The 14405-nt window shown below is 41.6% G+C and carries 13 protein-coding genes; 8 read left to right on the top strand and 5 right to left on the bottom strand.

Annotated features, from left to right (window positions below; genetic code table 11):
- The first annotated feature begins 441 nt into the window (after nt 1–441).
- From FNZ24_RS13145 to nqrF, 6 genes are all read left to right on the top strand, one after another.
- Nucleotides 442–1803 carry a Na(+)-translocating NADH-quinone reductase subunit A gene (locus tag FNZ24_RS13145; protein WP_153914996.1) on the top strand — a complete coding sequence of 454 codons (1362 nt, stop codon included), beginning with the start codon at nt 442–444 and terminating at the stop codon, nt 1801–1803.
- Nucleotides 1803–3020, top strand: a complete 1218-nt coding sequence (locus tag FNZ24_RS13140) for an NADH:ubiquinone reductase (Na(+)-transporting) subunit B (RefSeq protein WP_153914994.1) — start codon at nt 1803–1805, stop codon at nt 3018–3020. Before FNZ24_RS13145 ends, FNZ24_RS13140 begins: the two co-directional genes overlap by 1 nt.
- Nucleotides 3010–3780 carry a Na(+)-translocating NADH-quinone reductase subunit C gene (locus FNZ24_RS13135; protein ID WP_153914992.1) on the top strand — a complete coding sequence of 257 codons (771 nt, stop codon included), beginning with the start codon at nt 3010–3012 and terminating at the stop codon, nt 3778–3780. Before FNZ24_RS13140 ends, FNZ24_RS13135 begins: the two co-directional genes overlap by 11 nt.
- Complete coding sequence (locus FNZ24_RS13130) at nt 3780–4400, top strand: NADH:ubiquinone reductase (Na(+)-transporting) subunit D (protein ID WP_102528222.1); 621 nt, start codon at nt 3780–3782, stop codon at nt 4398–4400. The genes FNZ24_RS13135 and FNZ24_RS13130 overlap by 1 nt, the downstream gene beginning before the upstream one ends.
- Nucleotides 4401–4405: 5 nt before the next feature.
- Complete coding sequence (gene nqrE / locus FNZ24_RS13125; protein WP_153914989.1) at nt 4406–5014, top strand: NADH:ubiquinone reductase (Na(+)-transporting) subunit E; 609 nt, start codon at nt 4406–4408, stop codon at nt 5012–5014.
- 76 nt (nt 5015–5090) lie between these two features.
- Nucleotides 5091–6308: an NADH:ubiquinone reductase (Na(+)-transporting) subunit F gene (nqrF, locus tag FNZ24_RS13120; protein WP_153914986.1), complete on the top strand. Its 1218-nt coding sequence runs from the start codon at nt 5091–5093 to the stop codon at nt 6306–6308.
- A gap of 151 nt (nt 6309–6459) precedes the next feature.
- Here the strand turns inward: nqrF and FNZ24_RS13115 are convergent, their stop codons facing one another.
- The 5 genes from FNZ24_RS13115 to yjjX all read right to left on the bottom strand — a co-directional run bounded on the left by FNZ24_RS13115 (nt 6460) and on the right by yjjX (nt 11324).
- Nucleotides 6460–7635 carry a membrane dipeptidase gene (locus FNZ24_RS13115; RefSeq protein ID WP_153914985.1) on the bottom strand — a complete coding sequence of 392 codons (1176 nt, stop codon included), beginning with the start codon at nt 7633–7635 and terminating at the stop codon, nt 6460–6462.
- Nucleotides 7636–7676: 41 nt separating this feature from the next.
- A complete protein-coding gene (locus FNZ24_RS13110; RefSeq protein ID WP_416384837.1) occupies nt 7677–8141 on the bottom strand; it encodes a SufE family protein in 465 nt (154 codons plus the stop codon).
- Nucleotides 8142–8273: 132 nt separating this feature from the next.
- The gene (locus FNZ24_RS13105; protein ID WP_153914983.1) at nt 8274–9497 is read right to left on the bottom strand and encodes a cysteine desulfurase; all 1224 of its coding nucleotides are present in this window, start codon (nt 9495–9497) and stop codon (nt 8274–8276) included.
- Between the two features lie 163 nt (nt 9498–9660).
- The gene (locus FNZ24_RS13100) at nt 9661–10701 is read right to left on the bottom strand and encodes an NADP(H)-dependent aldo-keto reductase (protein ID WP_153914981.1); all 1041 of its coding nucleotides are present in this window, start codon (nt 10699–10701) and stop codon (nt 9661–9663) included.
- An 80-nt stretch (nt 10702–10781) separates the two neighbouring features.
- Complete coding sequence (gene yjjX, locus FNZ24_RS13095) at nt 10782–11324, bottom strand: inosine/xanthosine triphosphatase (RefSeq protein ID WP_416384839.1); 543 nt, start codon at nt 11322–11324, stop codon at nt 10782–10784.
- Between the two features lie 111 nt (nt 11325–11435).
- On the opposite strand from yjjX, the gene FNZ24_RS13090 reads away from it, so the two are divergent.
- Both FNZ24_RS13090 and FNZ24_RS13085 read left to right on the top strand, forming a co-directional pair.
- Nucleotides 11436–12221 carry a ribonuclease H family protein gene (locus FNZ24_RS13090; RefSeq protein WP_153914977.1) on the top strand — a complete coding sequence of 262 codons (786 nt, stop codon included), beginning with the start codon at nt 11436–11438 and terminating at the stop codon, nt 12219–12221.
- Between the two features lie 991 nt (nt 12222–13212).
- Nucleotides 13213–14405: aromatic amino acid transport family protein (locus FNZ24_RS13085; protein WP_153914975.1), on the top strand; the 1193-nt coding region annotated here is incomplete at its 3' end.

Below are 14405 nucleotides of genomic sequence, written 5' to 3'. Positions count from 1 at the left end.
ACCTAATCTCAAAACCCTAAAGGCTGAAGCTCATATTCAGTCTTTTTTTACTTCTTTTTTTACTTCATTTTTTACTTCTTTTTTGCTTATTAGCCGCTTTTTTAACAACAGCTGGTAAACTATAGCCACTAAGTTACAACCCCATTTCTTTTTCATGTAATTGTCATTCAGTTATTGTTGAGTTTACTGTGATCTCGGTCTATGTTACTTGATAGTGTCCTGTGCTAGGTAAGCGTCTTTTGTTGAATTTTTCCTCTTTTATTGGCGTACAAAACTTTCTTAATTGAAATTAAGTATCGGATATAGATCAAGTTTTCAAGTGTGATCTTATTTTTGTTGTACATTTATTTCACATTTAATTCTTAAGATGTGACTTTAACAGCGGATTTAGCTCACAAAATTATTTATTATGTGGTATCTGAATTTTAAAGGTTACAAGTAATGGCTGGATCCTCAAATCAGGTTATAACAATTAAGCGAGGCCTCGATGTGCCTATTGCGGGTGTACCGCAACAAATCATTGAATCTGTAAAGCAAACATCTCGAGTTGCTATCCTTGGCGAAGAATATGTTGGATTAAAACCGACAATGCTCGTTGAAGAAGGCGACATGGTGAAAAAAGGTCAAGCCCTTTTTGAAGATAAAAAAACACTAGGAGTTGTATTCACTGCACCGGCAAGTGGCGAAGTAATCGCAATAAATCGTGGCGAGAAACGGGTTTTATTGTCGGTGGTTATCCGCTGTGAAGGTAATGATTTCATCAGTTTCGAGTCGTCTAACGATGTATTGTCATTGTCTAGAGATTCCGTGAAAACCAACTTAGTTAATAGTGGGCTTTGGACGGCTTTAAGAACTCGCCCTTTTTCTCGTATACCTGCGATTGAATCAACTCCGACTGCAATTTTTGTAACCGCCATGGATACCAATCCATTAGCCGCTGATCCGCGTATTATTATTGCTGAGCATCAAGAGGCATTTAATGTTGGTATGCAAGCGTTAACTCGCTTAACCGATGGCAAAGTGATGTTATGTCATGATGAAGGCGAGACTCTACCAGGTAATGATTTAGCGTCAGTTGAGTCTTATCAATTTGGTGGCGTTCATCCTGCAGGACTTGTTGGTACCCACATCCACTTATTACATCCAGTGAACATTGAGAAAGTGGTTTGGCATATTGGCTATCAAGATGTGATTGCTTTTGGAAAGTTATTCCTAACAGGTGAATTGTTCAACGAGAGAGTCGTTGCACTTGCTGGACCTAACGTATTAAAGCCTCGATTACTGCGTACTCAGCTTGGTAGCGATTTGAGCGAATTGGTTGAAGGCGAAATTCAAGATGTTCATTCACGTGTCGTGTCTGGTTCAGTTCTTTCTGGCCACACTGCGATAGGGGTTTATAACTACCTTGGTCGTTATCACTCTCAAGTGTGTGTACTGTCTGAAAACGCTCGTCACGAACTCTTACCTTGGGTGAGACGCAATAAAGAAAAGTTCTCGCTAACCGGTATTATGATGTCTGGTTTCAGCAAAACTAAAAAGTTATTTGATTTCACTACCCATGCTGGTGGTTCGCCTCGTGCAATGATGGCCTTTGGTCAATTAGCACGTGTGATGCCATTAGACATATTGCCAACACTTTTGGTTAGAGATTTAGTAGTGAGAGATACTGATGAAGCGCAGTTACTTGGTGCATTAGAACTAGATGAAGAAGATTTAGCACTATGTACCTTTGTTTGCCCAGGAAAGTATGACTTTGGTAAAGAATTACGTGCTTGCCTAGATATCATCGAGAGGGAAGGTTAATGAGTCAGCAACAGAAAAAACCGGGTAAGCAAGAGCAGTATTACGCTCATGGGCACTCGATGAAAAGCTACTTGCGCTCTTTATGGATTGCTCGTGGTCGCAGTACAAAAGGTAAAGTGCATGTTCGAGATGCTATCGATGTAAAACGTACTATGCATATTGTGGGTATGTGTTTATTGCCAGTGTTGTTTTTTGGCATGTACAACCTAGGCTTGCAAGCCCAAATCGCCATTGCCGCTGGTGCGACACAGCCTGAAAGCTGGCAGTTAGTGATATTTTCTGCATTATTTGGTCAGCTTACTGAGCAGTCAGGTTTGATTAGCTTGTTTGCTTATGGCGCAAGTTATTACGTACCAATTTATCTAGCCACTTTAGTTGTGTGCTTATTTTGGGAAGTTATCTTTGCCAAAATGCGCGATCAAGAGCTGCATGAAGGCTTCTTTATCACCGCATTACTGTTTTCCATTATCGTCCCAGTATCGACCCCGCTATGGATAATCGCCATTGGTGTGAGTTTTGGTGTGATTGTGGCGAAAGAGATGTTTGGTGGCATGGGTTATAACTTTTTAAACCCAGCGCTTGCAGGCTATGCCTTTATTTATTTCGCTTACCCAACTGAAGTCGCGGCAATCAGCCAGTTTGTGGCTGTTGATGGTTTTGCTGGAGCAACGACCTTAACGGAAGCTGCTGCAAGTCGCGCCAATTTATATGCAGATGTGAGCTGGCTTGGGGCGTTATCTGATCCTAAGTGGATGGATGCGTTTTTGGGCTTCACTCCAGGCTCGATTGGCGAAACCAGTACTTTGGCTATTTTGATTGGTGGCGGGGTGCTGTTATTAACTCGTGTTGCTGATTGGCGTGTCGTGGCTGGTGTGCTTTTGGGCATGATAGCGACAGCAATTTTGTTTAATTTATTTGGTCCTGCTAGAAACTCAATCGCTGCAATGCCTTGGACTTGGCATCTTGTTACAGGTGGTTTTGCTTTGGGTATGATGTTTATGGCAACAGACCCTGTAACAGCCTCTTATACGCGCAATGCTAAATATGCCTATGGCGCATTGATTGGTTTTATGACTGTGTTAATTCGAGTGCTGAACGTCAAGTTACCTGAGGGCATTATGTTGGCGATTCTATTCGCTAATTTATGGGCACCGCTATTCGATTATCTGGTGGCTCGCGCCAACATTAAACGGAGACTAAAACGTCATGGCCTTTAAGAAAGATACTGTCGCAGGCACGATGATTTTTATTATCAGCCTGAGTTTAGTTTGTTCGTTTATGATCACGGGTACCGTTGAAATTCTTAAGGAACGTAAACTGGTTAAAAAACGTGATGAGGTGCAACAGTTCGTTCTCCGCGTTGCTAATGTTGATATTAGTGCAGGCGATTTTCGTGAATTGTTTGCTGAACGTGTGACGCCAAAACTGGTGAATCTTGAGTCTGGTGATTATGTCGCTCAAGAAAACTTACTGGATTTTGACGAGCGTATGGCAGCGATTAACCCTGAAACGTCATCTAAACCTAAAAAAGATACCGCCAAGATTAAAACTCGTGCTGACAATATTCGTATTTTTGAAGTACGCGATGAGTCTGGCGAACTGTCTAGTGTGGTCATGCCTATCTACGGTAAAGGTTTGTGGTCGATGATTTATGGTTATTTAGCGGTTAAACCAGATTTAAATACCGTTGAGAACATCATTTTCTATGAGCACGGTGAAACCCCTGGTATTGCTGACTTTGTGACTGACTCTGAGTGGACTGATTTATGGAAAGGTAAGCAGTTATTCGATGAGAAGGGCAAAATCTCGATTAAAGTCGTTAAAGGCGGTGCTAAAGAAGGGGATATTCACGGCGTTGATGGTGTGAGTGGCGCAACCCGAACGGGTGTTGGTATTCAGCGCGCTGTTGAGTTCTGGTTTGGTGTTGAAGGTTATCAAACCTTTCTTAAGCAGTTTGCAGCTACGGAGGCTAAATAATGAGTAGTGCAGTGTCTACAAAGCAGATCTTAACTTCGCCTATTTTTGCTAATAACCCTGTTGCTATGCAAGTGCTTGGGGTGTGCTCAGCGCTTGCTGTTAGTAACTCAATGCAAACGGCATTAGTGATGACCCTTGCGGTGACCTTTGTGTTGGTCATGTCGAATTTAATCATTTCGACCATTCGTAACTTCATCCCAAACAGTGTGCGTATTATTGCGCAAATGACTGTGATTGCTTCGCTAGTGATTATTGTTGATATGGTGCTGCAAGATGTGGCTTATGAGCTATCAAAGCAATTGTCAGTGTTTGTGAGCTTAATTATCACTAACTGTATCATTATGGGTCGTGCTGAAGCCTTTGCCATGAAGTATCCACCTCACTTAGCGTTAGTTGATGCCTTAGGTAATGCGATGGGTTATGGCGTGATCTTACTTGGGGTCGCCTTTGTACGTGAACTCTTAGGGCGGGGCACTTTATTCGGTCATGAAATATTTACCACAATTGAAAACGGTGGTTGGTATCTTGCAAACGAAATGTTCACCCTACCGCCAAGTGCATTCTTTTTGATCGGCGTGATGATTTGGGCGATCAATGTTGTGCAGCGTAAGAGAGGATAATGGCGATGGAACATTATATTAATTTATTTATTCAAGCCGCATTTATCGACAATATGGCGCTGTCCTTTTTCCTAGGTATGTGTACATTTTTAGCGGTATCTAAGAAGGTTTCTACGTCATTTGGTTTAGGTATTGCGGTTATTGTAGTCATGATGCTGGCAGTGCCATTAAACCAACTTATCTATGTCAACGTGCTAGCTCCAGGCGCATTAGCGTGGGCAGGGTTTCCTGAATTAAATCTAAGCTACTTACAGCTGATCACCTTTATCGGTGTTATTGCGGCGCTAGTGCAAATTTTGGAAATGTTTCTTGAGCGTTATATTCCGACTTTGTATCAAACCTTAGGTATTTTCTTGCCGCTATTAACTGTTAACTGTGCGATTTTTGCAGGGGTTATCTTTATGGCGAATCGTGACTACAACTTGGTTGAGTCGATGGTATTTGCTGGTGGTAGTGCAGTAGGTTGGGCGATGGCAATTATTTTGCTGGCAGGTCTGCGTGAACGGATGAAGTTCCATGCTATCCCTCTAGGTTTACAGGGTATTGGCATTACTTTTATTACCACAGGTTTAATGGCACTGGGCTTCATGTCATTTGCTGGTATTACCTTATAGTGCGGTGCATAAGAATGACAATGCAATCGAATATGAATTCTCTGAGTGATGACAAATTGTTGAGAAGGTACATTTAATGGAAATGGCAATTGGCATAGGCATGTTTACCATAGTGGTAAGTTTGCTAGTGATGGTAATTTTATTCGCCAAAAGTAAGTTGGTGAATACCGGTGATGTCACTATTGGCATCAATGGTGAAGCTGATAAAAGTGTCCGTACTCCAGCAGGCGACAAGCTATTAGGCGCCTTAGCGGGGAAAAATATTTTTATTCCGTCAGCTTGTGGCGGCGGTGGGACTTGTGGTCAATGTCGCGTTACTGTGAAGTCTGGTGGCGGTGATATTTTAGCGACTGAACTGGACCATATCACTAAGAAAGAAGCGAAAGAAGGCTGCCGTTTAGCCTGTCAGGTTGCTGTGCGAACTGATATGGAGCTTGAAGTTGACGAAGAAATCTTCGGCGTCAAAAAATGGCAGTGTGAGGTTATTTCTAATGATAACCAGGCAACCTTTATTAAAGAATTATTGCTTAAAGTACCAGAAGGTGAAGAGGTTCACTTTAAAGCAGGTGGTTATATTCAAATTGAAGCGCCAGCTCATGAAGTAAAATATGCAGACTTTGATATCCCTGAGCAATATCGCGATGATTGGGAACGGTTTGAGTTGTTCAATCTAGTTTCGAAGGTTGATGAAGACGTTTTACGTGCTTATTCAATGGCAAATTACCCTGATGAAAAAGGGACAATTATGCTGAACGTTCGTATTGCAACGCCACCAACGAATGATTTACCACCAGGGCAAATGTCATCGTTTATCTTTAATTTGAAAGCGGGTGATAAGGTCACTATTTCTGGGCCATTTGGTGAGTTTTTTGTAAAAGAAACTGAAGCTGAAATGGTGTTTATTGGTGGTGGTGCAGGCATGGCGCCAATGCGTTCGCATATCTTCGATCAGCTTAAGAGTAAAAATACTCAGCGTAAAATGACATTCTGGTACGGGGCACGCTCAGCAAGAGAGATTTTCTATCAAGAAGATTTTGATATGCTCGCCGCTGAAAATGATAACTTTGAATGGCATGTGGCGTTATCAGATCCTTTACCTGAGGATAATTGGCAAGGTTACACGGGCTTTATTCATACTGTGTTACTGGAAAACTATCTTAAAGATCATAAAGCGCCAGAAGATTGTGAGTTCTACATGTGTGGCCCTCCAATCATGAACTCTTCTGTAATTAGCATGCTAGAAAGTTTAGGTGTTGAAGAAGAAAATATTTTACTTGATGACTTTGGTGACTAACTCACTATTTTTTCAGAGAAAAATTCTTTGAATTAAAAGCTCATTAAGTGAAAAGTTCATTGAGTCAACACTTTATAGAGTCAACACTTTCTTGAGTTAAACCAAAAAGCTGAAACCAAGGTTTCAGCTTTTTTTATGCCTGCTTAACAGCTTAAACCAATACTTGGTTTAGGACTCTTTGCCAGTTACCGCCTAAGAAGCGATCTCTATCACTGGATTTATAGCGCGCTTTAGCAAGTGCATCGTCAATACGACTCATTCTGTCGATGTGATTTAGCTCAGGTATCACAACATGTTGTGGCAGGTTTTCAAACCCAAGCACATTCTTCTCAGCTAAGCTTTGCCACCAATCATGGTACTGTTTTACGCCTTCAGCATTATTATTATCTAACGCTAATAGGTTTTCTTGGCCGCGCAGTGGGTAGTCATTGGCAATCGCGACGGCATTGACGCCGCCGATCCTAGCGACTCTATCGAGCTGACGGACATAATCTTCAATGGTCGGAGCGGGTTCATTGGTTAGCCAAAAACTCATCATGAAAACACCAAAAACACCGCCAGTATCGGCAATTGCTCTGATCACTTCATCGGGTGAGCAGCGGGCATTATTCACAATAGAACGCACTGCACCATGGCTTTGAACAATAGGCATATTGCTGGCTTTGGCGGTATCCAATGCCGTTTGTGGGCTTGAATGACTTACATCAATGAGGATGTTACGTTGATTGAGCGCTGCAATGAGTTGATGGCCATCATGGGTAAGTGGTTTATCTAAACCTTGAGTTCCATCATTGTCTAATGCCCCGCCTGCAAAACGGTTGCCGTAATGATGAGTTAACTGCAGCACTCTGAGTCCATGTTGATGGAACTCATTTAAATGCTGCCAATGTGGTCCTTCGCCTTCAAAGGTGTCATCTTCAACACAGTCTGCTCCCTGAATTTGAAAGTAAACAGCAGTGCGCTGCTCTTCTCGGGCGACAGCAATGTCTCGTCCACTTAAGCCTTGCATTAAAATGCTAGGGTTATCACTAACGATTTTTTGTGCATCTTTAATACTGGCGATACAGGCTTGATAACTGCGTTTGTAATTGGTGGTTCCATCTGGCTGGATAACGGCTTCTATATCGGAAATATCACAAATATAGGCATCAAGCTTTGAGGCTCGCACATCTGCAAGATTCTCAGGTAAGAAACTTAATCCATCAATATAAAGTCGAGATTTTGGTTTTGCCATAGCAGATGAGGCGTAAAGCGGGCAAAGAAGACTGGCAGCGGCAATGCCTTTTAATAAATGTCGGCGGCTTTGATTACAAGCGCTAGGTGTCATATGGTTTCCTTTTTAGACGCTTGTAATCAAGTTTTACATGATTATGCAGCGGCAAATTGCTTAATAGCATTGGCTAATGCGGTTAATCCATTGGTACGCGAGGGACTGAGTTGACCACTTAGTCCTAACCGCTGGAAATACTGCTCTAAATCGAACGCAGCAATTTCAGTGGTGGTCATTCCATGGGTTGCACTTAGCAGTATAGCAATAAGACCCTTAACTATACGTGAATCACTGTCGGCACAAAAAAAATGTGATGACTCAATTTGCTGGTGATATAACCATGCTTGGCTTTCGCAACCTTTTACTTGAGCAGTTTCTACTCTATAGGCTTCAGCTAATGGTGCAAGTGTTTTACCCACCAACATGATCTGACGATACTTATCTTGCCAGTTTCTCGCATCTTCAATGGCGCTAACAGCTTGAGATACTTTTTCATCTAATGGTGAAAAATAGCTAGATTCTGGTTGGAGTATTTCTGTATGAGTTGTGCTGTTTGGGTTCAAGGTTAACCTCTAAAAGTAGACTGCTAAAGCAGACCTTTTGTTCTATTAATGAGCTCTCTTAATGAGATCTATTAACGAGCTCTAGCTGTGAGTTACAGCCATAAGTTCTAGTACAGAGCTGTATATATTCGATTATAAAAGAAGTTCTTTCACATTGTTGAGTGCACTAATAAATTGATCAATATCCTGCTTATTAGTGTAAACCCCAATTGAAGCGCGGCAACAACCTTTTAAAGCCAAGTGTTGCATTAGTGGCATTGCACAGTGATGACCGCATCGAACTGCGATTCCCTGCTGGTCAAGTAATATCCCTACATCTTGATGATGTTCGTTGGCTAAGTTAAATGCCACTGCGCCAATGTTGTTCGGGTTTGCGGCGTAAAGTGTGATGTCACCTAATTGCGCTAATTGTTGCTGTAAATAAATCAATAATGACTGTTCATGCTGGCGGGTATGCTCTTTAGGTAAACTCTTGATGAAACTGATGGCTGCGCCTAAACCAATCACTGCCGAAATAGCAGGTGTACCAGCTTCTAATTTATTGGGAAGAGATCCAAATTCAGTACCAGCAAAACTGACGGTTTTGATCATCTCGCCACCAGTTAGCATAGGCGTTAATTGATCGAGTTGCTCAAACCGACCATAAAGAATACCAACACCTGTAGGACCATACATTTTATGACCTGAAAATACATAAAAATCACAGTCAACTTTTTGCATATCAACATCAAAATGGGCAATGGCTTGAGCGCCATCTACAAGTGTCAGTGCACCGGCTGTTTTAGCTCTTTTTACTAAACTCTCGACCTGGTTTATTGTGCCTAAGGCATTGGTGACATGGCTTATTGCGACGAGTTTTGGGGCTAATTTGAGTAACTCATCAAAAGCGTCAGTATCTATCGATAGTTCATCATTGAGCGGAATTGGCTTGATAACCGCGCCCGTGCGTTTGGCTAGTTGCTGCCATGGGACAATGTTAGCGTGATGGGCTGCTGTGTCGACTAAGATAATGTCATTGGCTTTGATTTGATCGCTAATGCCATAAGCCACCATATTGATGGACTCTGTGGTGCCGTGAGTAAAAATGACTTCTTCTATTCGTGCGCTATTAATAAAGCTTTTAACTTGCTCTCGCACCGCTTCATAACTACGCGTTGCTCGAGCTGATAGCTGATGTGCTGCGCGATGAACGTTAGCATTATCAAACTGGTAGTAGTGACTCATCGCATCGATGACACTTTGAGGCTTTTGGCTGGTGGCAGCAGTATCTAAATAGCACAGTGGTTGCTCGTCCACTTGTTGAGTAAGTGTTGGAAACTGGGCTCTAATCGCATCATGTTCAAAAGCGTTGGTCATTACTGGCTCATTATCAACGAAGTGTTGGTTATTGATTAAGTATCAACTGGGCTCAGCCCAGAAAAAGAAAACGCCACGATCTTCATAGAAAGTGGCGCTTATTGCAAGTTTTGTCTAGGGGCTGTTAATCTTTCAAGGTTATTTTTGCAACTAGCGCTAGCTATTACGGACAAGGCATTCGGTATAAGTCAGATAATGCATTGATGCGCTGAAGTAGTTCTGGTGACAAGGTGACATCTAGGCTGTCAATATTTTCTTTAAGCTGTTCTAAGTTAGTTGCGCCAATGATATTGGATGCGACAAAACCTCTACTGTTTACAAATGCTAATGACATTTGTGCAGGGCTTAAATTAAATTCGCGAGCTAAGTCTACGTATGCTTGGGTCGCTTCAAGTGCCATCGGGGTGGCATTGTAACGTGCAAAGCGTTTAAACAAGGTTAAACGCGCTTGTTCTGGCCATTGGTTATTCTCATATTTTCCAGTGAGAGCACCAAACGCTAATGGAGAATAGGCCAGTAAAGGCAACTCTTCACGATGACTGATTTCAGACATGCCCATTTCAAAGCTACGATTCAGCAGGTTATAAGGATTTTGCACGCTGATAACGCGCGGTAAATCGTGTTTTTCGGCCAAACGAAGGTATTGCATCAGCCCCCATGGGGTTTCGTTGGATACGCCTATATAGCGTACTTTTCCTTGGCGGATGACTTCAGCTAAGGCTTCTAATGTTTCTAAAATCGGTGTTTGATGCTCATCATCAAGATGGTCGTATAAAAACTTGCCAAAGTAATTACAGTTTCTGTCAGGCCAATGAATTTGGTATAAGTCGATGGTATCAACCTGTAAGCGAGAGAGTGAGTCATCAACGGCTTGGTGTATATTGACCCAATCTAACGCCATATTAGGACGAATAAAATCGCTCTTAGGGCCTGCAGCAGAAACTTTAGTGGCAATAACCAGATTATCTCTGTTATCACGTTGAGAAAGGTAATGACCAATAATCCTCTCTGTTTCGCCTTGCTTTTCAGCATTCGGCGGCACTGGGTACATTTCAGCTGTATCGATAAAATTAATACCGCGACCGATGGCGTAATCCATTTGCTCAAAAGCGTCACGTTGGGAGTTTTGTTCTCCCCAGGTCATTGTGCCTAAACAAATCTTGCTAACATCGAGGCTTGAATGTGGAATGCGTTGATATTCCATTTATATCTCCTATGGAATGCAGTTACTTCGACGTTAGCAATGTTTAGCAATAAAAAAAAGTGACTAATTTATCTATAGGGTTAATCGCTGAATATTTCAGCATTTATAAATGGCGCCATGGCTAGAATAATTGCTTGGGTGTAAATGCTTTCACGTGTTGCAAGTCCCTGGGTTAGTAACCCAATAGCGCCGCCTTTTTGCTTAATGTTGTCGGTATTAAACAGCCTGTCCATGACATGGCCTAACTCTTCACCTTGCTCAAGCGCTTGAAACACCTTTAAAGGTAACGGCAGTAAAGCGCTGCGGCCAATAGATAGCTTTTGATTATGGAGGATTGCCATATAAGCAAAAGTTGCAGGCCCGTGGTCAAAGCAATCCACGCCACCTTCCATTGCGATATAAAAGTCAGCTGTTTGCTGTGATTGGCAAAACTGGGCGCGATTAATGGCGCCTAGTTTTGTTTCAGCTTCAGTCATTGGCTGATCTGCAACTAACGATGGGGCATCAATGCCCTCACAGATGATATTACAATCAGGAAAGTATTGGCTGAAAGCATGTTTTGCTGCATTCACTTTTACAGGATTTTTTGAGCCAACAAGGATCGTTAATGGTTTCATGGTGATTTCTTTTTTAGCTTAAGTAGGTTCAGACGTTGTTTTTGTCTTCAGTGAGTTATTTTTAATAGCGCCATAGGCTACACTGATGCACATTGAATATATATATAGAGAGTCATCATGGCAAAGAAGTTTTATGTGGTGTGGGCAGGTCGAGAGACTGGCATTTTTACCAGCTGGGATTACACCAAGAAGCTAGTTGATAAATTCCCGCAAGCAAAATATAAATCTTTTCCAACGGAAGCTGCTGCTAAAGCAGCATTTGCTGGTTCTCCTGCTAAAAGTATCGGAAAAAGTGTTAGCCAGTCTTCAGCATCAGCGAGTAAAAAGTCGGCGAGCAGTAAAACGTTTGAATCCATTAAAACTAAAAATGTCGATCTCAGCACTCACGACGTCATTGTGTTTACCGACGGCGGCTGTGAACCCAACCCTGGAAAGGCAGGTTCTGGAATGGCGGTTTATCATCACGGTGAAATCAGTGAGCTTTGGTTTGGGCTGTTTAATTCAAATGGCACCAATAATAGTGCGGAGTTAAATGCTTTATATCAAGCGCTGTTAGTGGCAGAAAAAGCCCTAAATTCTCAGCAAAGCGTTAAGATAATGAGTGATTCCCAGTACTCAATAAACTGTATTACTAACTGGGCTTATGGCTGGAAAACCAAAGGTTGGAAACGAAAAGTCGCTGGTGATATTGCTAACTTAGAGGTTATCCAACAGGCTCATACACTCTATGATGCAATAAAAGATAAACTCGATATCGCCCACGTCGCGGCCCATATTGGCATTGAGGGTAATGAACTTGCAGATCGCATGTCCATTTATGCTATCGATCAAAGAACGGCTCAATTTATTCGTTATGATAAACCCATTAATTTGCAAGCTATTTTAGCTTTACGTACAGGGTAAATTAACTGCATTTCTTAGGGCCTGTTGATCTTTGCTAGTTAAGTTTTGTTCGAAATAAAAGCGTTTTAATCAAGGCGAATGAATTGATGCCTAGTCATCTAAGCACCTTTTATTCACAAAGATGCATTCAACGAAGAGTAAAACGTTTTTAGTCGAACCCTTCGGGCAGCGTTTGTTGGTCATTTTTACTGCGTTATCGACTTTTTATGTAGAATAACTACACCACAAAGTCTCTGCCTTGTACAAATGACTAACAATTCGCTGCAAAAACAACCTCGAAAGATCAACAGGCCCTAGTGTGGTTGGTTGCATAAACTCAACTAACCACTTGGGGAATGCTGATTGCGATAACGATTTAAACATAAACCCTTCAGTATATCGGAATCGATAGAGGTTAATCGCACTTGCTGAGATAGGGTTCTACCTCTTCTGCCACCGTTCTTAAAGCTAAATTTTGGCCGTGACACCGGCATTTTACCGCGGCTAGTTAGCTTTTGGGTCAAGGTACTTCGATTACTTTTGACTTGAAAATACCATTCAAACTGATTAGTTAACTATTTCGATTAACTATGTCGATTAACTACTTTGATTAACTATGTCGATTAACTATGTCGATTAACTATGTCGATTAACTATCTCGATTAACTATGTGAGTTAGCTCTTCATTCCGATCATTTTGCCTAAAGTGTGCTAATTAAAGTCGCGCATTCGGGGTTATCTGCAGAATATTATTTATGTTGTTAACTTGCCCTTATCCCAGAGTGGTAGTGAGTTTAACTTTGTTTAGCTGTTGCTTTATTAGCTCAATTGTTACGGGTTGAATTAAACTCTGTTAATTATTTGATTAACTGATCGTACCAGTTGTGTGCATTGCTCTCAGATTAGTCAAATTTCTAATGTAGTCGAGCCAAAAAATGACCTAGATCATATTTCATAATTTAGAATTCTATATTCTCCGCTGTGAAATTAGTTACCTCATAAGGTCATTTTTATGCAAAGAGATTCAATCAGTGCGCAGGACGTTGCAGTTGCGGCTCAAGATGAGCAAACTTCAGTAAAAGGTTGGTCACGCCAAGATACCACTTGGATGCTTAGCTTGTTTGGTACCGCTGTTGGTGCAGGTATATTATTCTTACCGATTAACGCAGGTATGGGAGGTTTTTGGCCTCTGGTTATGATGGCTATTATCATCGGCCCAATGACATATCTTGCTCACCGTGGGTTATCTCGCTTTGTTTGTTCTTCTAAAAATCCAGGTAGTGACATTACTCAGGTCGTTGAAGAACACTTCGGTGTGAATGCTGGTAAAGCAATCACGGTGCTGTACTTCTTTGCTATTTTTCCTATTGTACTTATCTATGGTGTTGGTATTACTAACACGGTAGATAGCTTTATTGTAAACCAACTTGGTTTTGCTTCTCCTCCACGTATTATTTTATCTGCAGTACTGATTATTGGCATGATGTCAGTGATGGTTGCGGGTGAAAAATTCATGTTGAAAGTGACTCAGTTCTTGGTTTATCCACTGGTGGCAATCCTTGCATTTATGTCTTTCTACTTAATCCCTGATTGGAAGTTGGATGCGCTACAAGTGGTTCCATCCACTGGTGAGTTTTTAGGGACTGTTTGGTTAACGATTCCAGTGTTAGTGTTTGCTTTTAACCATTCACCAGCTATTTCGCAGTTCTCAGTGTCACTTAAACGCGATCATGGCAATAATGCAGCTAAAAAAGCAGATGTGATTTTACGTAATACTTCAATGATGCTTGTGGGCTTCGTGATGTTGTTCGTTTTCTCTTGTGTGTTATCGCTAAGTCCAGCTCAACTTGCTGAAGCTAAAAGTCAAAACTTAGCTATTTTGTCATATTTAGCCAATGTTCATTCAAGCGGCTTTGTAAGTTACTTCGGTCCTATCATTGCGTTCATTGCGATTATTTCATCTTTCTTTGGTCACTACTTAGGTGCGACTGAAGGCTTAAAAGGCATGATCACTAAGCAATTACGTAGCAGCAATAAAGAAGTGTCAGATGCTAAATTGAACAAGTTCATTCTTGGTTTCATGTTCTTCAGCATCTGGATTGTAGCGGTGATTAACCCAAGTATTCTTGGAATGATTGAAGCCTTAGGCGGCCCAATTATCGCAGCGATTCTTTACCTTATGCCTATGTACGCAGTACATAGGCA

Origin of the sequence: Shewanella sp. TC10 (genome assembly GCF_009663145.1) — a bacterium.
Lineage (GTDB): Bacteria > Pseudomonadota > Gammaproteobacteria > Enterobacterales > Shewanellaceae > Shewanella.
Note: the sequence above shows the minus strand (reverse complement) of the source record. Positions and strands in the feature narration are given on the sequence as shown.